This is a genomic window from Candidatus Competibacter phosphatis, assembly GCF_012939995.1.
In the GTDB taxonomy this organism is placed as follows: domain Bacteria; phylum Pseudomonadota; class Gammaproteobacteria; order Competibacterales; family Competibacteraceae; genus Competibacter; species Competibacter phosphatis.
The window spans coordinates 1-21,712 of the sequence record NZ_SPMZ01000042.1 but is presented as its reverse complement, the minus strand read 5'-3'; the positions used below and the strand labels follow the sequence as shown (position 1 = coordinate 21,712).

Annotated in this window: 19 protein-coding genes, 2 tRNA genes, 2 pseudogenes and 1 riboswitch; of the genes and pseudogenes, 22 read left to right on the top strand and 1 reads right to left on the bottom strand. The window is 56.6% G+C overall.

What is annotated here, in order from left to right; all coding sequences use genetic code 11:
- The 14 genes and pseudogenes from E4P82_RS14405 to E4P82_RS14340 all read left to right on the top strand — a co-directional run.
- Window positions 1–472 (top strand): annotated as a pseudogene (locus E4P82_RS14405) (DapH/DapD/GlmU-related protein); the annotation flags it as partial.
- A gap of 42 nt (window positions 473–514) precedes the next feature.
- Window positions 515–1,912, top strand: a complete 1,398-nt coding sequence (gltX, locus tag E4P82_RS14400; RefSeq protein ID WP_169249535.1) for a glutamate--tRNA ligase — start codon at window positions 515–517, stop codon at window positions 1,910–1,912.
- A gap of 43 nt (window positions 1,913–1,955) precedes the next feature.
- Window positions 1,956–2,031, top strand: a tRNA-Ala gene (locus tag E4P82_RS14395).
- Between the two features lie 39 nt (window positions 2,032–2,070).
- Window positions 2,071–2,146, top strand: a tRNA-Glu gene (locus E4P82_RS14390).
- Window positions 2,147–2,638: 492 nt separating this feature from the next.
- Window positions 2,639–3,397, top strand: a complete 759-nt coding sequence (locus E4P82_RS14385; protein WP_246327596.1) for a GspH/FimT family pseudopilin — start codon at window positions 2,639–2,641, stop codon at window positions 3,395–3,397.
- Window positions 3,297–3,656, top strand: coding sequence for a hypothetical protein (locus tag E4P82_RS22250; RefSeq protein ID WP_312915164.1), 360 nt, complete (start codon window positions 3,297–3,299; stop codon window positions 3,654–3,656). The genes E4P82_RS14385 and E4P82_RS22250 overlap by 101 nt, the downstream gene beginning before the upstream one ends.
- The gene (locus E4P82_RS14375; protein ID WP_169249534.1) at window positions 3,653–4,465 is read left to right on the top strand and encodes a prepilin-type N-terminal cleavage/methylation domain-containing protein; all 813 of its coding nucleotides are present in this window, start codon (window positions 3,653–3,655) and stop codon (window positions 4,463–4,465) included. The genes E4P82_RS22250 and E4P82_RS14375 overlap by 4 nt, the downstream gene beginning before the upstream one ends.
- A complete protein-coding gene (locus E4P82_RS23730) occupies window positions 4,428–4,676 on the top strand; it encodes a PilW family protein (protein ID WP_420887120.1) in 249 nt (82 codons plus the stop codon). The genes E4P82_RS14375 and E4P82_RS23730 overlap by 38 nt, the downstream gene beginning before the upstream one ends.
- Before the next feature lie 30 nt (window positions 4,677–4,706).
- Window positions 4,707–5,219: a pilus assembly PilX family protein gene (locus tag E4P82_RS14365; protein WP_169249532.1), complete on the top strand. Its 513-nt coding sequence runs from the start codon at window positions 4,707–4,709 to the stop codon at window positions 5,217–5,219.
- A 95-nt stretch (window positions 5,220–5,314) separates the two neighbouring features.
- The gene (locus tag E4P82_RS14360) at window positions 5,315–5,662 is read left to right on the top strand and encodes a hypothetical protein (protein WP_169249531.1); all 348 of its coding nucleotides are present in this window, start codon (window positions 5,315–5,317) and stop codon (window positions 5,660–5,662) included.
- Entirely contained in the window at window positions 5,622–6,248 is a 627-nt protein-coding gene (locus tag E4P82_RS14355) for a hypothetical protein (RefSeq protein WP_169249530.1), read from the top strand. Before E4P82_RS14360 ends, E4P82_RS14355 begins: the two co-directional genes overlap by 41 nt.
- Entirely contained in the window at window positions 6,238–9,210 is a 2,973-nt protein-coding gene (locus tag E4P82_RS14350; RefSeq protein ID WP_169249529.1) for a pilus assembly protein, read from the top strand. The genes E4P82_RS14355 and E4P82_RS14350 overlap by 11 nt, the downstream gene beginning before the upstream one ends.
- Window positions 9,158–9,847 (top strand): pilus assembly protein, encoded by a 690-nt coding sequence (locus E4P82_RS14345; protein ID WP_169249528.1) that lies wholly within the window; start codon window positions 9,158–9,160, stop codon window positions 9,845–9,847. Before E4P82_RS14350 ends, E4P82_RS14345 begins: the two co-directional genes overlap by 53 nt.
- A gap of 79 nt (window positions 9,848–9,926) precedes the next feature.
- Window positions 9,927–10,373 carry a type IV pilin protein gene (locus tag E4P82_RS14340; RefSeq protein ID WP_169249527.1) on the top strand — a complete coding sequence of 149 codons (447 nt, stop codon included), beginning with the start codon at window positions 9,927–9,929 and terminating at the stop codon, window positions 10,371–10,373.
- A 37-nt stretch (window positions 10,374–10,410) separates the two neighbouring features.
- Here the strand turns inward: E4P82_RS14340 and E4P82_RS14335 are convergent, their stop codons facing one another.
- Window positions 10,411–12,192, bottom strand: coding sequence for a diguanylate cyclase (locus tag E4P82_RS14335; RefSeq protein ID WP_169249526.1), 1,782 nt, complete (start codon window positions 12,190–12,192; stop codon window positions 10,411–10,413).
- Between the two features lie 140 nt (window positions 12,193–12,332).
- Here E4P82_RS14335 and E4P82_RS14330 point away from each other — a divergent pair, with 140 nt between their 5' ends.
- The 8 genes and pseudogenes from E4P82_RS14330 to E4P82_RS14295 form a co-directional block, all read left to right on the top strand.
- The gene (locus E4P82_RS14330; RefSeq protein ID WP_169249525.1) at window positions 12,333–14,612 is read left to right on the top strand and encodes a YgiQ family radical SAM protein; all 2,280 of its coding nucleotides are present in this window, start codon (window positions 12,333–12,335) and stop codon (window positions 14,610–14,612) included.
- 44 nt (window positions 14,613–14,656) lie between these two features.
- Window positions 14,657–14,857, top strand: a riboswitch (cobalamin riboswitch).
- 220 nt (window positions 14,858–15,077) lie between these two features.
- Window positions 15,078–16,985, top strand: coding sequence for a TonB-dependent receptor plug domain-containing protein (locus tag E4P82_RS14325; protein WP_169249524.1), 1,908 nt, complete (start codon window positions 15,078–15,080; stop codon window positions 16,983–16,985).
- Window positions 16,960–17,844 (top strand): ABC transporter substrate-binding protein, encoded by an 885-nt coding sequence (locus E4P82_RS14320; protein WP_169249523.1) that lies wholly within the window; start codon window positions 16,960–16,962, stop codon window positions 17,842–17,844. Before E4P82_RS14325 ends, E4P82_RS14320 begins: the two co-directional genes overlap by 26 nt.
- The gene (locus E4P82_RS14315; RefSeq protein ID WP_169249522.1) at window positions 17,841–18,854 is read left to right on the top strand and encodes a FecCD family ABC transporter permease; all 1,014 of its coding nucleotides are present in this window, start codon (window positions 17,841–17,843) and stop codon (window positions 18,852–18,854) included. The genes E4P82_RS14320 and E4P82_RS14315 overlap by 4 nt, the downstream gene beginning before the upstream one ends.
- On the top strand, window positions 18,851–19,645 hold the full coding sequence (locus E4P82_RS14310; RefSeq protein ID WP_169249521.1) for an ABC transporter ATP-binding protein: 795 nt from the start codon (window positions 18,851–18,853) through the stop codon (window positions 19,643–19,645). Before E4P82_RS14315 ends, E4P82_RS14310 begins: the two co-directional genes overlap by 4 nt.
- A complete protein-coding gene (locus E4P82_RS14305) occupies window positions 19,638–20,483 on the top strand; it encodes an energy transducer TonB (RefSeq protein ID WP_169249520.1) in 846 nt (281 codons plus the stop codon). The genes E4P82_RS14310 and E4P82_RS14305 overlap by 8 nt, the downstream gene beginning before the upstream one ends.
- 68 nt (window positions 20,484–20,551) lie before the next feature.
- Entirely contained in the window at window positions 20,552–21,334 is a 783-nt protein-coding gene (mazG, locus tag E4P82_RS14300; RefSeq protein ID WP_169249519.1) for a nucleoside triphosphate pyrophosphohydrolase, read from the top strand.
- Between the two features lie 154 nt (window positions 21,335–21,488).
- A pseudogene (locus tag E4P82_RS14295) lies at window positions 21,489–21,695 on the top strand (transposase); the annotation flags it as partial.
- Between the last annotated feature and the right edge of the window lie 17 nt (window positions 21,696–21,712).

Below are 21,712 nucleotides of genomic sequence, written 5' to 3'. Positions count from 1 at the left end.
ATCGGCGACGGTGTCGAAATTCTGTCGCATTGTTGGCGTCGAAGGGGCGGAAGTAGGCGCTGGGGCACAGATCGGACCTTTCGCCCGCTTGCGGCCCGAGACCCAACTGGCGGCGGGTGTGCATATCGGTAATTTCGTCGAAACCAAAAAGACCCGCATCGGTTCGGGTTCCAAGGTCAACCACCTGACCTATCTGGGCGATGCCGAGATCGGCACGCGGGTTAATGTCGGCGCGGGTACTATCACCTGCAACTACGATGGGGCCAACAAGCACAAGACTCTGATCGGCGACGATGCGTTCATCGGCTCCAACAGTTCATTGGTGGCGCCGGTACGGATCGGCCAGGGTGCCACCGTGGGCGCGGGGTCCTCGGTTAGCCGCGACGTGCCGGACGGCAGCCTGTGCCTGACGCGTGCCCCGCGCAAGGATGTGGCCCACTGGCAGCGGCCGGTCAAGCCCAAAAAAAGCTAGACCGCCCCTTTTCCTTCGATTTCGCACCTTGGACGAGCCGCCATGGTTAAGACTCGCTTCGCTCCCAGTCCCACCGGCTACTTGCACATCGGCGGCGCTCGCACCGCCTTATTTTCCTGGCTGTACGCCCGTCGGCATGGCGGACCCTTCGTGCTGCGCGTCGAGGATACCGACCTGGAACGCTCGACACCGGAGGCGGTGAACGCCATTTTGGAGGGCATGAACTGGTTAGGGCTGGATTACGATGAGGGGCCGTTCTACCAGACCCAGCGTTTCGACCGCTACCGGGAGGTGTTGCAACAGTTGCTGCGCGAAGGCAAGGCCTACTATTGCTATTGCACCCGGGAGGAATTGGAGGCACTGCGCGCCGAGCAGATGGCGCACAAGATCAAGCCACGCTACGACGGTCGTCATCGCGATTATCAGGGAGCGCCGCGCGAGGGCGTGGAACCGGTGGTGCGCTTCAAGAATCCTGTTGACGGCGAGGTGGTGGTCGAGGATCTGATCCGCGGCAATATCGTGTTCCAGAACGCCGAGCTCGACGATCTAATCATCGCCCGCGCCGATGGTACGCCCACCTACAATTTCTGCGTGGTGGTGGACGATATGGATATGGGTATCACTCATGTCATTCGCGGCGACGACCACATCAACAACTCGCCTCGGCAAATCAACATTCTCAAAGCCTTGGGTGCATTGGCCCCACGGTACGCTCACGTACCGATGATTCTCGGACCGGATGGCCAAAAGCTGTCCAAGCGTCATGGTGCCGCCAGCGTGATGGAGTACCGTGACATGGGCTATCTGCCGGAAGCGGTGCTGAACTATCTGGTGCGGCTCGGTTGGTCGCACGGCGATCAGGAAATTTTCTCGCTAGACGAGATGACAGAACTGTTCGATCTCGACGACTGTAATAAGGCGCCATCGGCGATCAATCCTTCCAAGCTGATCTGGCTCAACAAGCATTATCTGAAGACCTTGGATCCGATCCATGTCGCCCGCCATTTGAGCTGGCACCTGGGCCAGTTGGGAATCGATCCCAGTGAGGGACCACAGTTGACGGATGTGGTCCAGGCGTTCGCCGAGCGTTCCGACACTCTCCACGACATGGCGCAAGCCGCGATTTTTCTCTACCGGGAATTCGAACAGTACGACGCCAAGGCGGCGAGCAAGCACCTGACCACCGCCGCTGGGGAGCCACTACGGCGCTTGCACGAGGCGCTGACGGCGTTGTCGGAGTGGCGGGCCGGGCCGATCCACGAAGCGGTGAAGATGGTGGCTGAGGCGGGTGGGTTGGCACTGGGCAAGGTGGCGCAGCCGCTGCGAGTGGCGGTGTCGGGCACGGCGATTTCGCCGCCGATCGACATGACACTGGAGTTGTTGGGCCGGCGCCGGAGCCTGACTCGCATTGAGCGAGCACTGGCGTTTATCGAGGGTTGACAGAACAAGGGAAGTACTTTAAAGTTCGCGACCTTAGCCGATTGGGGCCATAGCTCAGCTGGGAGAGCGCCTGCATGGCATGCAGGAGGTCGGCGGTTCGATCCCGCCTGGCTCCACCATCATTATCCGTTACCTTTCATCGGCGGCATTTTCTCTCTGTCCCCATCGTCTAGAGGCCAAGGACACCGCCCTTTCACGGCGGTAACAGGGGTTCGAATCCCCTTGGGGACGCCAAATGAACCGGTTAGCCATGATTCAAGGCATGGCGTCTCGTGTGCGCGGGTCTAAAATCAATCTAATAGGCTTGCTGGTTCACCGCTGTTGTTGACTTCAAGTTGGCATGCTTGCGGCTAAGCTTAAGCTGGTCTGCGCGATTAAGGTTATGGCTTGAATGCGGCCCCATTGAGTGCGCAGTCTCGCTGCACATCCCTATTCCCCTCAGTTGTCGTGTAATCATGGAGCTTTGTCGAGTTCCATGGACACGGTCGAAGCACTATCCCGAGTCTGAACCTGTCAGCCCGACTTCTCCCTCTCGTGCGAGTCAGAAGATTTCACTTAGCAGGTCCCAATTCCTGTCCAACTCTTGGGGTCCGACTCTGATCCCAACCAAGCGTTTCGTGGCGGTCCCCGTTCGTCGCGAAAACCAAACCGCTCGTCCCGGCGCTCCATCCGGTTGACCTCAACTAGGCTTATAGTTAAACAATGCAAAAAAAGGTCATGTAGGCCATGAATAAAAAATCAGGTTTTACCCTCATTGAACTCATGATCACTATGGCTGTGGTGGCAATTGTCCTGACTCTTGGTATCCCAATGTTTCAGGATACCATTCGTAACAACCGACTGGCCACTACGGTGAATGATTTTATCAGTTCGCTTAATTTAACGCGATCAGAAGCCATCAAACGAGGTGTTCGCGTAACGCTTTGCAAAAGTTCAAATGGAACCTCCTGTAATATTGGCAGCGTTGGATATCAGCAAGGGTGGATTGTCTTTACTGATCCTAACGGTAATGCTACTGTGGATAGTGGCGAACAAATTGTTCGGGTTTATAACACCATTACAGGAATTAGCCTGACAGGAAATACCAACATCCTCAATTATATTTCTTATACCGCCGATGGCATGACTCGACTAACTACTGGTGGTCTCCAAATGGGGACATTAACAGTGTGTATAGCACCTAAGGCATTTCAAATTGTTATTAGTGGTGGGGGGGCGTGCGAGAACAGCGGAGGCAACATGCTCATGAGCCTGCAAATGATCAAGCAGCAAAGCGGTTTTACTCTTCTGGAAGTATTAGTCACCGCAATAATTCTTGCGATCGGCTTGTTAGGGTTGGCTGGATTGCAAGTTTTTGGTTTAAAAAAACAACCAAAGCGCCTATATGCGCTCTCAAGCAACTTTACTGGCCTACGATATTGCGGACAGGATGCGCGCAAACCCAGTCGGTTTTCGCGATGGTGCTTACAACAATCTAACCGCTAACGAAGAATCTAAATGTGTTTCAACTGATGGTTGTAGCATTACTGAAATGGCTGAGCACGATATGTTTGAGTGGACTAGTACACTGGGCGACCAATTACCTGGAGGGGTGGGTATAGTATGTATTGATAGCACACCTGATGACGGCACCCCTGCCCTCCCTGCTTGCAGTAATACAGGCAATACCTATGCGATCAAGGTTTGGTGGGATGACGACCGCAGCGGCGACCTAAAGCGCTTTTCAACGAGTTTCCAGCCATGAAGAAACCAATGCCATTTTATTATCGTGCGCGGGGTTTAACGCTGATTGAGATGATGCTGGCAATGGTTCTTAGTTTTATGCTTATAGCTGGTATTATACAGATTTATATCAGTAGTAAGCAAAGCTACCGTATACAGGAAGGGCAATCGAGAATCCAGGAAAATGCGCGTTATGCCATGGATCTGCTACAACGGGATTTGCGTATTTCTGGATATATGGGATGTGTGTCAAATGCCATACCCAATGTAGTCGCTAATTCACCAGGAGATGTTAATTTAAATATCCCTGTGACCGGTTATGAAAGCAATAATTCCAATTGGTCCCCTACATTACCAACTACTTTAAGCAGTATGAGTTCACCGAATCATGTAATTAAAGGAACCGATATTATCAGGATTGATTTTGGGGAGAGTTGTGGTGGCAATTTGAAGGCAGATATGGCTTCTGATTCTGCCAATATTCAAATTATGTACCCCAATTCCTGTGATTTACAGGCAGGTGATTTAATATTAATATCAGATTGTCAAAGAATTGATCTGTTTAGAGGATCAAGCGTGTCAAACGGAACTGATTCGCAAACGATTGCCCATGATAACACCGTTAATACTGGCAACCAAATAAGTAAAATTTATCGACAAGATGCTGAGGTATATAAACTGCGATCCTACACATATTTTATCCGAGCCGGGGAAAGTGGAGCTCCTGCACTATGGCGTTTGAACAATCTTGTTGCCACTGGGGGTACCAACCCTCTTGAATTAGTGGAAGGTATTGAGGACTTGCAAATTTTTGTATGGCGAAGATACTGATAGCGACCGTTCGCCAAACCGCTATTTACCTGCTGATCAGGTTAATTTTGCAAATGTTGTTAGCGCTCGTATTACCTTACAGGCGCGTTCACCTAGCGATAATCTCACCTTAACTTCGAGAACCTATTCGTTCGATAATCAAAGCGTCACGGATAGACGCATGGCGCGAACATTCACCACGACCGTCGGTGTCCGTAACCGATTGCCTTGATTGAGAGGGTAATCATGAAAAAAAATATCCATGCAAAGATTTGCCCGGCAGCGGGGTAGCGCGCTCGTGGTCGGATTGTTCATATTGCTTGTTATGACCATGATCGGTGTAACCGGGATGCAAACCACTTCCATGGAAGAGAAGATGGCAGGGAACATGCGTGATCGGAATCTGGCTTTCCAGGTGGCGGAATCTGCTTTAAGGTCGGGAGAGGAATTTTTGGGTGCGGCCTCTGTTTTGCCATCGTTCAATAATGCCAATGGTTTGTATCAGCCAGATAATTTGGTTCCGCATGGTTGGTATAAAGATGATGATACTTGGTGGCAAACCTCGGGGAATGTTAAGAGTTACAGTACTACAAATTTTTCTAGTGTTGCCGCAGGTACGGCTTACGTTCTTGAAGAACTTCCGAAGGTGCCAGAACCCACGCAGAGTTTGGAAGCAGGTGTGCCGATCAATGCAAATTATATCCGGGTCACCGCTCGTGGTGTTGGTGGTACAACCAACGCTGTAGTGATGGTGCAGTCGGTTTATAAACGTTAGTCTTCCGTTGGAGATGGCCATGAAGAATGCAATAGGGCATGTGATTAAGTCGGTTTTTCTAACGATGACTCTTTTAGCCAGTTTAGGCATTACAAATGGCTATTCGCAAGGTCTTACTATCGATCAGAACCCACTTTTTTCTGACCAATGCCGTTGATCCACGAGTCATGCTGGTAATGTCGCGCGATCATCAGCTTTATATTAAAGCGTATACCGATTACTCTGATCTTGATGAAGATGGTTCGCTGGATACTACTTATAACGACCAAGTCAATTATTCAGGCTACTTCGACAGTAATAAGTGTTATACCTATACCAATAGTCGTTTTGAACCCAGCCGTGAAGTGCCAAATGAAGGTTTACATGCTTGCGGAGGTACTGGTGAATGGAGCGGGAATTTTTTTGAACTGGGCAACCATGACGCGCATGGATTTAGTGCGTAAGGTACTGTATGGCGGGTATCGATCAACAGATTCCACTACGGAAACTGTTTTGGAGCGAGTGCTACTGCCTTACGATGTGCATTCGTTTGCCAAAGTATTTACCACCTCCACGACTGATATGCGGAAATTTACGCCTTATTCTCAGACATCCATTTCTATTTGCAATTTAACCCAAGGTGCTGGAGTTTCAAAGGATATAAATACTAGTACGTATCCACCACTCATGCGAGTTGCTAGTGGTGAATGGCCGCGTTGGGCGGCTTCAGAGGTAACTCAATGTCAATGGGGTTCTGGCACTCAGCCAGGTAATTCAAGTAATTTAGTATCGTCGGGTCATGATACAGGTCTAAATGTTCGTGTTAAGGTATGCGTTTCCGGCCTTGAAGAAGAGAATTGTGTGGCTTATGGCAGTAATAAAAAGCCGACTGGCTTACTTCAAAAATATGGAAAACCTGGTGCTATTTCAGTTCGATTCGGATTAATGACTGGCAGTTATGCGAAAAATAAATCGGGTGGTGTGTTGCGACGTAATCTGAGTCGGATTAGTGGTAACCCTACTGCAACGGCATCGTTGAATGAATTTTGATAAAGATACAGGTCGGTTTCTAAATCAAGGGGCCACTGATGCTGGAATTATTAACACTCTCAACCGTTTTCGAATTAGTGGTTATAACTTTGGTACGAAAACATATCAGAATAGTTGCGGATCGCCTGGAATTTTGAGTTTTACCGATGGCCAATGTGTCGATTGGGGTAATCCTTTAAGTGAAATCTATTTGGAAGCGCTACGTTACTTGGGTGGCAAAACATCTCCTACATCTGCTTTCAATGCCAACGATTCAACTTTTATCCCCTCATTACCGCAGGTTACTTGGTCAGATCCCATGCCTGAAGGGGAGTGGTGCGCATACAACACTGCTATCGTTATTTCGACAGGTTTGAATTCTTTTGATACCGACCAGTTGAGTAATGACCTTAGCATTAATGCTGCCACAAAAACCAATGAGGTGGGCACGCAGGAAGGAATTAGTGGAAGTTATTTGATTGGTAGCAATGGTACCATTAGCAACAATCAGTGTACTGCTAAGACTCTAAGCGGGCTGGCAAATGCTAAAGGGGTTTGTCCTGAGGTTCCGAGTTTGGAAGGAGGTTACCAAATTGCGGGGTTGGCCTATGATGCCCATGTAAATGATCTTCGTTCCGATCGAGAAGGCAAACAATTAATCGATACCTATACTATTGCTTTGGCTGAAAGTTTGCCAAGATTTGAAATCCCAGTAGGGGATGGCACAGTAACATTACTCCCCTCCTGTGAAGCGAATAGTTCTTCGACCGCAACGGCAGCTTCAACAGGTTGGCGTGTGTGCAGCATGACGGATCTCACCGTTGAACAGTTAAACTATGTAGGTAGCGGCGCTGACAGGAAACTAGTTTCAGGCAGTTTCATGGTGAACTGGGAAGATTCGACTTGGGGAAATGACTATGATATGGATGGCATTGAAAGGCTTTCTTTCTGTGTGGGATCGGCATGCAATAATCTAACGGTGACATGCCCCACTACGATTAGCGCTTATCAACCGATTGTTTGGCCTTCAGTTACAAGTGATCAGCTTGCAGTAACGAACTGTGTAATTCAAACTCAAGCAGGGCATACCTTAAGGTTTGGCTATACCGTTACAGGTAGTACAACTGATAGTGTCAAGTTGCCCGTTCTTCGCCCCGGCGGCAAGAATTTTAATGTGGGTGCGAACTTGCCTAGTGGGGTTAGTGAACCAGATACCCAAACCTATTTTGTGGGCACGTCAACTGGTAAGCTTTTAGAAAACCCTCTCTTTTACGCCGCTAAATACGGTGCATTCAAGGACGAAAACAATAACAATGAACCAGATTTGGAGAGTGAATGGAATGCCGATAACGACTCCAAGAAGATTCCCGATGGATTTAATCAAGTAAAAAATCCAGCCAAGTTGGAAGAATCCTTGAACAATATTTTGGCGGACGTGATCAAGGTAGCGAAAGAAACAGGATCATCGACAGCGGTTACCACAAACTCGACTCGTTTAGAAACCAGCTCTCTGGTTTATCAAGCGCAGTTCAACAGTGAAAATTGGACTGGTCGTATGTTTGCCTACTCGCTGTTTTTCGATGATCCGAACAATCCGGAGGGAAGTATTGGTAATCAGATTTGGGATGTGACTGATAAATTCCCCAATCCAGATGACCGTAAGATTTTCTCATATGATCCTGATTTGATGACTGCCAAAGGTATCGAATTTGCTTGGGATGAATTAAGTGATTCGCAGAAAGCACTTCTTGATAAAGAATGCTTTGATGATAATAGCTGTACGGAAAGTTTAATCCTGAATTATTTACGAGGCGACGACAGTGAAGAAGCTCCATCTGGCCCCTATCGTAGTCGTACCGTAACGGTAGAGAATGATTCTGGTGTGGGAGTAGATGAACATCTTAAATTGGGCGATATCGTTAACTCCGATCCTTGGTTTGTAGGCATTGAAAACTTTGGCTACAACATTTTACCCAATCCGGAAGGTGCTGCCTACTTGACCTATCGCAGCAGCAGCAGCTATGCCAACCGCCGTAAAATGATTTATGTCGGTGCCAACGATGGTCTTTTACACGGCTTCGATGCGACAGATTCCGCCGATGGAGGCAAGGAAATCCTTGCCTATGTACCGAATACCACGATCATCAGCCAAACTATTCAAACAGGAGAAAGTGATTTACGATCACTCACTAGACCCGATTATACCCATAAGTACTTTATCGATGGTTCGCCACGGGCCGGCGATGTTTATTTCGGAAGTGCCTGGCATACCGTCTTGGCGGGTACCTTGGGAGCTGGCGGTAAAGGCATCTTTGCCTTGGATGTAACCAATCCTGATACGTTTACCAAGAGCAATATTTTGTGGGAAATCAATACGCTTAATAGTCCAAATGCAAGCGACCTAACTGATACGAGTTCACAGGCGGGTTTTGCCAATAACCTTGGCTATACTTTCTCACAACCATCCGTGGTTCGCATGGCAAACGGTAAATGGGCTGTAATTATTGGCAATGGATATAACAGCACCAGCCAAAAGGCTGTATTATACATTATTGACGCCGAAACTGGCCATCTGATCAAATCCATTGACACCAAGGTAGGTTCTGCAACTCAGCTCAATGGGCTTTCCACTCCAATCGCGGTTGATGTCAACGATGATCGTATCGTTGATGCTGTCTATGCTGGTGATCTACAGGGCAATTTATGGAAATTCGATGTCAGCGACAGCAGTACCAGCAATTGGGGGGTGGCCTTTATGAATGGTGCCAGTCCAAAGCCACTATTTGTAGCTAAAGATGCTAATAATGTCATTCAGCCTATTACTGCCAAGCCTCAAGTGGGTAAAAATCCGGCGGGTGGTGTCTTGGTTTATTTTGGCACTGGGCGGTATTTTGTGGAAGGGGATAACGATTTTGATGATAAACTAGTCAATGCATCGCCGACTCCACCCACAGTACAAACTTTTTTATGTGGTTTGGGATAATAACACCCAAGTAACACGCAGTGATCTAGTCGCCCAAACGATTATTACGGAGCTAGTTGCTGGCGATTTTAATATTCGCATTACAACCGATAATGAAGTTGACTATACTGGCACTGCCAAAGGTTGGTACCTTGATTTGGTGAAACCGTCTGTACCCATCGGAGGTGTAGCCACCGCCCAAGGGGAGCGAGTTGTCGCGGTTCCAGTTTTGAGGCCTGGTAACCGCATTGTTTTTACTACTGTGATTCCCAGTCTTGAGCCTTGTGAATTTGGTGGGACAAGCTGGTTGATGGAACTTGAAGCGACAACAGGTAAGCGACTAGCGAAAACATTTGACCTTAATGGTGACTGGAAGGTTGATAGTCAGGATACACAAGTGGTCACTTTACCGACAGGTGGACCTAATGGGGGTCCGCTAACCGTAACGGTTGCAGCTTCGGGAAAGCAGTCGGAGGTGGGTATTATCAAAACCCCTGGTATTATCCCTTCCCCAGGTGGTGGTATTGAATATAAATATACCAGTGGGACCAAGCAATGCACTAAGGATTGTATTAAAACAGTGAAAGGCAGCCTTGAGGTCACTGCGGAAGATTACGGTGCCACTGTTGGTAGACAATCTTGGAGGCAACTACGCTGATTTTGCCAGACTTTGATCATGAATTTTGATCGCTCTCATAGTATTGGGAACGGGACTATTCATAGGCTGAGACTTAGATATGTCCAAATATCACGGTAAGGGCTTCACTCTGATTGAGTTGATGATCGTGGTGGCGGTGATTGCCATCTTGGCCGCCATCGCCTACCCCTCCTATCAGGACAGTGTTCGCAAATCACGGCGGGCCGATGCCAAGGGTGTATTGCAGGAAGCTAGCCAGTGGATGGAGCGGTTTTACACGGAAAATAACCGCTACGATCAGAATCGGGCGGGGACGGTCGTGACTGATGCCACGCAATTTCTTGGTTCCGGCTTGGTCGAATCTCCCAAGGAGGGGGGTGCGAAGTACTACGACATTACCCTTTCGGCTGTAGCCCAGAACTCGTATACCCTTCAGGCGGCTCCCAAAGGTGCGCAAAGCGGGGATCCCTGTGGAACACTAACTTTGACCGATACCGGTGTCAAGAACGTAACTGGTGGTTCCTACACCAAGGATAGGTGTTGGTGAGATTCGCAAAGGGCCGGCGCAATGTCGGCCTTTGTGATTACGGTACGTTAACCTCGTCCCCATTCACCCGGTCGCGGCCTTGGCGCTTGCTGGCGTACATCCACACGTCCGCCCGTTTCAACCATTGATCCAGTGTTTCCTCCGGCTGGTAGGTGGTCACCCCGAAACTGGCGGTGATCGACCCGCCTTCAGGGCGGGGTAGCGCGCGCAGGGCGGTGCGCAGGGTTTCGGCCAGCGCCACGGCGTCCGGTCCAGTCGTCTCCGGGGCCAGGATCAGAAACTCCTCGCCGCCCCAGCGGGCGAACACGTCGCTGCGGCGTAGCCGCCCCTGTACCTGAGCCACGATTGCTTGCAGCACCTGATCGCCTTGATCGTGGCCGCAAGTGTCGTTGATCTGCTTGAAGTGGTCGAGATCGAACAGAATCAACGCCAGCGGTCGGCCATGGCGACGGGCGCGTTCGATCTCGGTTTCCAGCACCGTCAGTAAGTAGCGTCGATTGAAAAGACCAGTCAGCAGGTCGGTGGTGGCGAGCCGTTGCAGTTCGATTTTCATCGCCCGCTGCTCGGTAACGTCACGGCCGATCCCTTGAATTTCGATCAGGGCGTTGTCGTCATTGAGGATGGCTTGGTTGTGCCACTGCATCCAGCGGATCGCGCTGTCGGCGCGCACCACCTGATGTTCCTGGGTGTCGCGGGGATGCGCGGCGTCGCAGCTTTCAATCCGTGCCAACGCCTCGGCCCGGTTGGCGTCGGGGATCAAGAGAGTGATGTTGGTGCCTAGTAAGTCTTCCGGCGAGCGGCCGAAATAGTGGCTGTAGGCAGCGTTGACAAAGGTGAGCGTGCCGTCCGGCAGGCAGCGACACACCAGGTCAGTTTGTCCTTCGACGATGGCCCGGTAGCGCGCTTCGCTGAGCTTGAGTAGTTCCTCGGCCTGTTTGCGCTCGGTGATGTCGAGCACGGTGAAGGTGACGCCCTGAGCCAAATCGGCGGCATTGAGCGGCGCGGAGCTGAGGATGACATCGATGTTGGTGCCATCCCGGCGGCGCCAGCGGACTTCGACGGCGCCGGTGCCTTGTTCGACGATCTGCCGATATTTCTCCAGCCCGACCCAGTCGAAATCTTCATCATTAAGATAGAATTGGCGCGCGCTGCGTCCAACCAGTTCCTCACGGGTATACCCGGTAAGGCGGCACAGCGTGTCGTTGACATCCTGTAGGATACGGTTGCGGACCACACCGATGCCGACCGGAGCGACGCGCAGGATGCTTTGCAGTCGGGCTTCGCTGGCCTGTAGGGCTACTTCCATCCGGTGATGTTTGGTGATATCCAGCGCCGCGACGCGGCACAATCGCTCGCTACCGGTGTTTAGGCCCACACCCGCCAACGACAGGTAACGGGGTGACAATCCTTCCAGGCATAGGCCCGCCTCGCCGAATGCCTTGGACGTTCCCGCCAGCGCCTGATTGAGAAAGGTGTTGAACGCGGGCAAGGTTGCCGTCGATACGAACAGTCCCAATCTTCGCCCGATCAGGCGCGCGCGCTCCTGGCCCAACAGCGTCGCACCGGTCAGGTTGACTTCACGAATGGTTCCGTCGTCGGTCAGGGTGAAGTAGCCAACCGGCGCGAAGTCGTAGAGATCGACGTAGCGTTCCAGGTTTTGTCCGAGCTGGTCGCGCATCCGTGCCAGATCCTCGTTTTGCATTTCCAGCTCGACTTGGTGGACCTGCAGTTCGTGAACCAGCCGCAGGTTCTCCTGCTCGGGTGGGGAAGGGGCAGCGATTTTGGTGGGTGTTTTTATGACGGGAATACCTTTTGTCACCGATCTGTTTCTATGACTTTAGTATTGCTCAGTGGTTTTGTCGGCGCTTGCTGGGCTGGACGCGACATCCGCCGCCCAGCCCCGTATAATTCCCGACCTCTTTTCTCGGCTATCCAGCGGCTCGTGCCGCCCGGACTGTGATGCTTACCGCTCCCCACCTGTTTTCCCGCCGCCGCTACTGGGCCGCCCGCTTCGGCATCGCGCCCTTCCTACCGATGTCGCGCGCCGAGATGGATGCACTCGGCTGGGATTCCTGCGACATCATCCTAATTACCGGTGACGCCTACGTGGATCATCCCAGCTTCGGCATGGCCATTGTCGGCCGCCTGCTGGAGGCGCAAGGTTTCCGGGTCGGCATCATTGCCCAACCGGATTGGACCTCGGCCGAGCCCTTCCGGGCGTTGGGTCAACCGAATCTGTTGTTCGGAGTCACTGCCGGCAACATGGATTCGATGGTCAATCGCTACACCGCCGACCGACGCTTGCGCCATAACGACGCCTACACCCCCAACGACGAAGGCGGCAAGCGCCCGGATCGGGCGGTGATCGTCTACAGCCAGCGTTGCCGCGAGGCCTATCCCGACGCGCCGGTCGTGATCGGCGGCATCGAAGCCAGCCTGCGTCGCATTGCCCATTACGACTACTGGTCGGACAAGGTGCGCCGTTCGGTGTTGTTGGATGCGAAAGCCGACCTACTGGTGTATGGCAACGCCGAGCGTGCCCTCGTCGAAATTGCCCATCGCGCCGCCGCTGGTGAGCATCCCAAAGCCATGCGTGACCTGCGCGGCACGGCCTTCATCGGCAAGGGTGTGCCCGAGGGCTGGCTGGAAATTGATTCGACCGAACTGGATCGACCCGGACCGGTGGAACCGCATCCCGACCCTTACTCCCTTCTCCCACCGGGAGAGGGGTTGGGGGTGAGGGCGCTCCCAACGGGAGCAACGCCAGGGGTGGCGCCGACTTTCCATTCCCGCCCGCCGCGCCACGACCGCGCCAAAACCGTCATCCGCCTGCCGGCCTACGAACAGGTCAAAAGTGATCCGGTGCTGTATGCGCACGCCTCGCGCCTGCTGCATCTGGAGACCAACCCCGGCAACGCCCGCGCCTTGATCCAGCGTCATGGCGACCGCGACGTGTGGCTCAACCCGCCGCCGATTCCGTTGACCACCTCGGAACTCGACGCCGTGTTCGATCTGCCTTATGCCCGCGTCCCGCACCCGAGCTACGGTGGCGCCCGCATTCCGGCCTACGAGATGATCCGGTTCTCGGTCAATATCATGCGCGGTTGTTTCGGCGGCTGTACCTTCTGCTCGATCACCGAGCACGAGGGTCGCATCATCCAGTCGCGTTCGGAAGGTTCGATCCTGCGCGAGATCGAAGAGATCCGCGACCGGACTCCGGGCTTCACCGGTGTCGTTTCCGACCTGGGCGGGCCCACCGCCAACATGTATCGGTTGGCCTGCAAGTCGGTGGACATCGAACAGCATTGCCGCCGACTGTCCTGTGTCCACCCGGACATCTGCCCCAATCTCAACACCGATCATTCCTCCCTGATCGACCTGTACCGCAAGGCGCGGGCATTGCCGGGCGTCAAGAAAGTGCTGGTCGCTTCCGGGGTGCGCTACGATCTGGCGGTGCGCGATCCGGCTTACGTGCGCGAGCTGGTCACCCATCACGTCGGCGGTTATCTCAAGATCGCCCCGGAGCACACCGAAGCTGGGCCGCTCTCGAAAATGATGAAGCCGGGCATGGGCGCCTACGACCACTTCAAGGCGCTGTTCGAGAAATTCTCGAAGGAAGCGGGCAAGGAGCAATATCTCATTCCCTACTTCATCGCCGCTCATCCGGGTACGAGCGACGAGGACATGCTCAATCTCGCCCTGTGGTTGAAGGGCAACGGCTTTCGCGCCGATCAGGTGCAGGCATTTTTGCCCTCGCCGATGGCGCTGGCCACCGCCATGTACCACTCGGGGCGCAACCCGCTGAAAGGCATCCATCGCGACCGGGGCGAGACCGTGGTTTCCCCCAAGGGACTGAAGCAGCGGCGGTTGCACAAGGCCTTTCTGCGCTACCACGATCCCGAGAACTGGCCACTGCTGCGTGAGGCGCTCAAGCGCATGGGCCGCGCCGATCTGATCGGCAACGGCAAACGCCATCTGATTCCACTTTGGCAACCGGCTGGTACGGGACTGGGCGGCGGCGAAGGCCAGCGCGCCGGCCGCAAGCATGGCCCGCAGACCTTTCTGACCCAGCACACCGGCCTGCCGCCGCGCGCCGATGGCTCCAAGCCTTTTGTCCCCCTTTTGAAAAAGGGAGGAACCCGAGGGGATTCATCCAAACCGACGCCGGATCGGCGACCGGCACGGGCCTTTACCCAAGGCAGCCCCTGCGGGGCCGGCAAGCGGCGCGGCCCGCGCTAGCGGCGGCGCGGCGGAGGTCAATTTGCCGCGATTCCCGCGCAACGTTAAGCTATAAGCAGGACGGTTCCCCCTCGGGGGATTAATAGGGAACGCGGACGCACCGGCGCAGCCGGGCGCAGCCGCGGCTGTTCCCGCAACTGTGAGCGGCAAGCCAGCGTTCAAGCAAGGCCACTGGGCAACTGGGAAGGCCGAACGCCCGGCGATGACCCGCCAGCCAGGAGACCTGCCGTCTCAGTATCGCCTGGCCGCCGAACGGGTTTTTTCGGCGGGACGGTCCACCGTTTGGCGATGCGGGAAACCGAGCGCTCGCCGTGACGGCAGACCCGGTGCCCTCGCCCGGCGAGGATGCCAATCTCTCTTTACTTTCGCCCTGGTCTCGCCAGGTGGCGATCGCGCGTTTTCCAACGGACGGCGAACCGGCACGGCCGGTTCATCACGATGACTCTCAGGGAGCGCGTTCGCCTCATGCATCATCACGACAACCACAGTAGTCGCATTACTCGCCGCCGTCTGGTTCCGCCGGCCGCAACGTTTACCCTGTTGGCCGCTACCAGCGCGATGGCTCAGCAGGAACTACCGGAGATGGTGGTCACCGCCACCCGAGTACCGATACCCGCTGAGCAGTCCGGCAGCGCCATCACCGTCATCACCGGCGAAGAACTGGAGCAGCGACAGATCCGCGTGGTCGCCGACGCTCTGCGCGACGTGCCCGGCGTTACGGTTAGCCGCAGCGGCGGCGCCGGCGGCATCACTCAGGTCTATCTGCGCGGCGCCGAGTCCAACCAAACCTTGGTGCTGATCGACGGCGTGGAAGTGAACAATCCCGACGGTGGCGCTTTCGATTTCAACAGTCTGCTCGATGTGGCGGTGGAGCGCATCGAGGTGCTGCGCGGTCCGCAAAGCGTGCTGTGGGGTAACTCCGCCATCGGCGGCGTCATCAACATCGTCACCCGCCGCGCCGAGCAGCCTGTCCAGGCCAGCGCCCGGCTCGAAGGCGGCAGCTTTTCGACCTGGCAAACCAGCGCTAGTCTGGGCGCCAGCGACGATCACTACGATGCCTTGCTCAGCGGTAGTTGGCTCAACACCGACGGTTGGTCGTCCGGCAGCGCTTGGCGCGGCAACAGCGAGGACGATGGTTTGCGCATCGGCACCGCGCTGTTCAAGGGCAGCGTCCGTCCGCACGACAATATGGAACTCAGTCTGATCGATCGCTACACCGATAGCCGCAACGACTTCGACGCCTTCCTCGGTGGCGATATTCGGCCGGTGGTGGACAGCGACGAGCGTGCCGATAATCGGCAGAACCTGTTACGTCTGCAAGGCAAGTTCAGCCTGCTCGGCGGCGCCTGGGAACACCTGCTCGGTGTCGGCCGCTACGATCTGGACGGTAAGACCACAGACGCCGGGGTCGAGACCTTCGACGGCAAGTCCCACTCCAACCAGATCGATTACCAGAGCAACTATTTCTTCACCACGCCCAACGCCGAGCACACCCTGACCTTCCTGGTCAAGGATAAGGAAGACGAAGCGGACAGCACCTATTTCGCCAGCAACTCGATCCGCAATACCGGGGTTGGCTTGCACTACAGCTTGGGATTGAGCGAGCAACTGTTCCTGACCGCCGGTTTCCGTCGCGATTTCAACGACCGCTTCGACGATGCCAATACCTATCGATTGACCGCCGCCTATCTGTGGCCGGACATCGGCGGCCGGTTGCACGCCAGCTACGGCACCGCAGTCAAGAATCCGACCCTGACCGAGTTGTTCGGCTACTCCGGCGACTTTCAGGGCAACCCTGATTTGCAGCCGGAAACGAGTCGTGGTTACGACTTTGGCTGGGAACAAGCGCTGTTCGACCAACGCTTGCGTCTGGATCTGACCGTCTTCGACAACCGCATCGACAACATCATCATCGGCGCCGGGCGCTCGGTGGTCAATCTGCCGGGCGAGAGCACCAGTCGCGGTGTCGAACTCAGCGCCAGCGCCAATCTGACCGCCGATCTCAGTGCCACCTTGGCCTACACCTACACCGATACCGAAGATCCGCAGGGTCAGGAGTTACCCCGCCGTCCGCGCAATCAGGCCAGCCTCAACCTGAACTACCGGGCTTTCGACAACCGCGCCGATTTCAACTTGGCGGTGCGTTACAGCGGTTCGGCCACCGATCTGGCTTACGACTCGGAAACTTTCGCCAGTTTCCCGGTGATGCTGGATAGTTTCACCGTGGTCAATCTGGCGGCGCGCTACCGAGTGGACGATCACTGGCAAGTGTTCGGACGGGTCGACAACCTGTTCAACGAGCAATACGAAGAGGTGTTTGGCTACGCTGGCGTCGAGCGCGGGATCTATGTCGGCGCCCGCTATCAGTTTTGAGAGAATGGCGGTGTGCGGACGCTTGATCGCGGCGGCGCTGGCGCTGGCGCTGACGCTGGCGACCTCGGCGGTTTTCGCGGCCCCGCCGCGCGCCGCTTCGCTCACCTTGTGCGCTGACCAATACCTGCTGGGATTGGCCGCCCCGGAGCAGATCGTCGCCGTCTCCGCCACCGCCACCAACCCGAATCAGTCGCTGTTCGCCGCCGAGGCTGCCCGCTATCCGATCCATCGCGGTAGCAGCGAGGAATTGATTGCCCTACGCGCCGAAGTGGTGCTGACCGACCGCTGGATGCCGCTGCAAACCGCCGCGCGGCTGGACCGGTTCGGAGTCCGGGTGATCTCGATCCCGCTGCCGAACAGTTGGGAGGAGATCGCCGACACCACTCGCGCCATCGCCGCCGTGCTCGGCCGTCCCGAACAGGGTGAGGCGCGTGTCGCCGAGATGCGGACGCAGTTGGAGCACTTGGCGCGGTGGGCGGCTCGCCGCCGCGTCGCACCACCGCTGGCGGCCTACTTTCTGCCCGACGGCGGCAGCGCCGGCGCCGGTACCTTCATCGACGCGGTACTGCAAGCCGCCGGTACGCGCAATTTGGCCACGGTGCTGGGGCTGAACGGCTGGGGCTCCTTCAATCTGGAACAATTGGCGGAAACCCAGCCGGATCTGGTGGTGCTGGGCTTTTTCGATCAGGGCGGCGACAGCCGGCGCATGGCCTTCGCCCATCACCCGGTGTTCCGCCGATTGCTGGCGGGGCGGCCGGTCATCGCCGTGCCGGATCGCTATTGGGCGTGCAGCGGCTGGTTTCTGGCCGAAGCCGCCACCTATATCGCCGAGCGTCTGCCGACGGAGCCCGCGCCATGAGTCGGGTCGTGGATGCCGATGTCCGGCGTGGCCGACGGGTGATCGTGGTGCTGGCGGTGTTGGCGACGGGTCTGGCGCTGGCCGGGTTGCTGCTGGGACCTTTGCCGCTGTCGCCATGGCAGGTGCTGACCGGACTGATCGGCGGCGACGAACGGCTGGCCCTGATCGTGTTGGAGATCCGACTGCCGCGCGTGGTGCTGGGCTGGATGGTCGGTGCGTCGCTGGGTTTGAGCGGCGCGGCGCTGCAAGGGCTGTTGCGCAATCCGCTGGCCGAACCCGGTATTCTCGGTGTGTCGGCCAGCGCCGGATTGGGCGCGGTGCTGGCGCTGTACTTTGGGTTGGCGCAGGTTTCGGCCTGGGCGCTGCCACTCTGCGCGCTGGGCGGTGCGCTGTTGGCCACCGCGAGCTTGGCGGTATTGGCGACCCGCGATCCCAACCCGCTCGGCCTGATCCTGGCCGGGCTGGCGGTGTCGAGCTTGGCGGTGGCGCTGACCTCGCTGGCCTTGAACTTAGCGCCCAACCCACTGGCGTTGAGCGAGATGGTGTTGTGGTTGCTCGGCTCGCTGCGCGATCGCGGACTGAATGATGTGGCGTTGGCGGCGCCGTTCATGGCGGCGGGTTGGGTGTTGCTGCTCAGTGCCGGGCGTGGCTTGGACGCGTTGACTCTGGGCGAGGAAGCCGCTCGTAGTCTCGGTATCGGATTGGGTGGGCTGCGTGCTCAAGTGATCGGCGGCACCGCGCTGGCGGTGGGCGCGGCCACGGCGGTGACCGGTGCCATCGGCTTCGTGGGACTGATCGCGCCGCATCTATTGCGACCCTGGCTTGGTCATCAGCCCGGTCGGCTGTTGCTGCCCAGCGCGCTGGCTGGCGCGGTGTTGTTGATGGCGGCCGATTTGCTGGTGCGACTGGTCCCGACTCGGCAGGAGTTGATGCTGGGCGTGGTCACCGCCTTGATTGGCGCGCCGTTTTTTCTGCACCTGCTGCTGCGCGGCCGGCGGACACTGTCATGACGCTGCTGGAAGCGGAACGGATCAGCGTCGATCTAGGCGGCCGAACGGTGGTGAACCAGGTCTCGCTGCGCGCCGCCGCCGGTCAACTGTTGGCGCTGATCGGTCCCAACGGCGCGGGCAAGACCACGTTGCTAGCGGCGCTGGCCGGATTGCGACGGTTTCGCGGCAGCGTGCGATTGCGGGGGCGGCCGTTGGCGACGCTGGGTCGGCGCGAACGGGCTCGCGTTCTCGCTTACCTGCCGCAGGGCCATATCGCCCACTGGCCGCTGACCGTGCGCCGGCTGGTCGAACTGGGGCGGTTGCCGCATCTGGCGCCGTGGCGCACGCCCGTCGCCGCCGACCGATTGGCGGTGGAGGAGGCGATGCAGCGCACCGACATCGCCGAGTTGGCCGAACGGCCGTTCGATACCCTGTCCGGCGGGGAGCGGGCGCGGGTGATGCTGGCGCGGGTGCTGGCGGTGGAAGCGCCGCTGGTGTTGGCCGACGAACCAGTGGCTGCCCTGGACCCTTATCACCAACTGCGGGTGATGGAGTTGTTGCGCGATTACGCCGACAGTGGCGCGGCGCTGGTGGTGGTATTGCACGATCTGACCCTGGCGGCACGATTCTGCGACGAGTTGTTGTTATTGCGCGAGGGGGCACTGGTGGCGCGCGGACCGGCGGACGAGGTCTTGTCGGCCGTGCATCTGGCCGAAGCATACCGGGTGACGGCGCTGCGCGGCGAGCACGAAGACCAGCGCTACGTGTTGCCGTGGCGACGGTTGGTGGCGGAGGAGAGCGGCGATGCATAGCTCGCTGCCCGGCCGAGCGGATTCGGCGCGACTGACGGTCGCCGTACTGCTAGCGGTGCTGCTGCATCTGGCCTTGGCTCAGGTTCCGATCGCCTGGCGTGCGCCGGTTGCGCCACTGGCCGCGCCGATTCAGATCAGCCTGTTGTCGCCACCGGCAGCGCCACCCGCCGCCGCGCCCGGTCCAGTCGCACCCGCGCCACCTGCGGTTCCGGCATCCGTCGCCGAAATCGTGCCGGTTCCCCAAGCCGCGCCGAGCAAACCGGAATCCAAGCCGGAGCCACCGGAGCCACGCCGTTCGGTAGTCGCGACGAAGGTCGCTAAACCCCGTGAACCCATCCGTCCGGTAGCCAAGCCGAAACCGGTCAAGCCGAAGCCGGTTAAACCGAAGCCGGTTAAACCGAAGTCAATCCAACCCGCCGAACCGGCCCAGGACCCGCCGGTTCGGCTTGCCGCCCATCATCCGCAATCCACGCCGGCCTCGCCTTCATCCATGCCCGGCGGCGGTGGACTGGGGAATGGCGCGGTGAGCGGCGCATCCGCATCTCGGGGAGCTGGCGGTGCTCCATCGACGATGGAGGCCAAGTTGCGGCCGCTGCCGGGTAACCCTCAGCCACGCTATCCTTCGCTGGCCCGCCGCCGTGGCGAGGAAGGCCGGGTGTTACTGCGCTTGACGGTGGACACCACCGGCCGAGTCGAGGCGGTGAGCATCGCGCGCAGCAGTGGTTATGAGTTGCTGGATCAGGAGGCGCAACGGACGGTGGCACGTTGGCGGTTCCAGTCGCCACCGACGGAACGGATGGTGGCGCAGATTCCGATTACCTTCCGCCTGCGGGATTGAGATCGGGTTGCTTGCCTCGATCCATGGCGGCGGGTAGGGTAGGCGCGAATTAGCGGCGAGAGCGAGCAATGCACGAATTGGAACAGTTACTCAAGATCATGGCCCGGCTGCGTGACCCGGAACAAGGTTGTCCCTGGGATCGCGAGCAGACCTACGCCAGCATCGTCCCTCACACCATTGAGGAAGCCTACGAAGTCGCCGACGCCATCGCCCGCGAGGATTGGGCGGAATTGCGTGACGAACTGGGCGATCTGCTGTTTCAGGTGGTGTTCTATGCGCAAATCGCCCGCGAGGAAGGGCGGTTTGAATTCAGCGACGTGGCGCGCGGCATCGCCGACAAGATGACTCGCCGCCATCCGCATGTCTTCGGCGATGAGCGTTATGCCGACGCCGCCGAGCAAACCGCCGCCTGGGAACGGATCAAGGCGGCGGAAAAAACCGCGCCGCCGACCGGTGCGCTGGATGGCGTTCCGCTGGCGCTGCCGGCCCTGACCCGAGCGGTCAAGCTGCAAAAGAAAGCCGCCAAGGTCGGCTTCGACTGGGGCGCATTGGAACCGGTGCTGGCTAAGATCGCGGAAGAGATCGGCGAAATCCGCCATGAAATCGCCAGCAATGCCGCGCCGGAGCGCCTGGCCGATGAGTTGGGCGACGTGCTGTTCGCGGTCGCCAATCTGGCTCGCCACCTTCATCTCGATCCCGAAGCGGCCCTCCGTGGTACCAACGCCAAGTTCGAGCGCCGATTTCGGCAAGTCGAAAGCTGGCTGATGGAAGTTGGCCGGACTCCGGTGGAATCGACGCTGGTGGAGATGGATGGGTTGTGGGAACGTGCCAAGCTTGAAGAAAAGCGGTAGCGGTTTTCCGGTCCAAGCTGGAGATGGGTTTGATTTGTTGCGTGGTTAGAAGCTGTACAAAAACTAACACATTGATATTATTATAGTATTTTTGATAAAATAAGCCAAAATCCGGCGATTATTTTAATTTCAGAGATTCTATTCGAGGTGCTGCATGGCTTGGCCAAAAGAAATTCCTGGTAAGAGGTATCCCAGTGATTTGACAGATGAAGAATGGGAAATCTTGGAGCCGATTTTAAAAAAAGCCGATCCTTATACGACAGGTCGGCCCCGTAAAGTCGATCTCCGCGAAGTGATAAATGCCATTTTTTACCTGAACAAGACGGGTTGTCAATGGCGGTATTTGCCTAAAGATTTTCCCACTATACCTTAATTAGT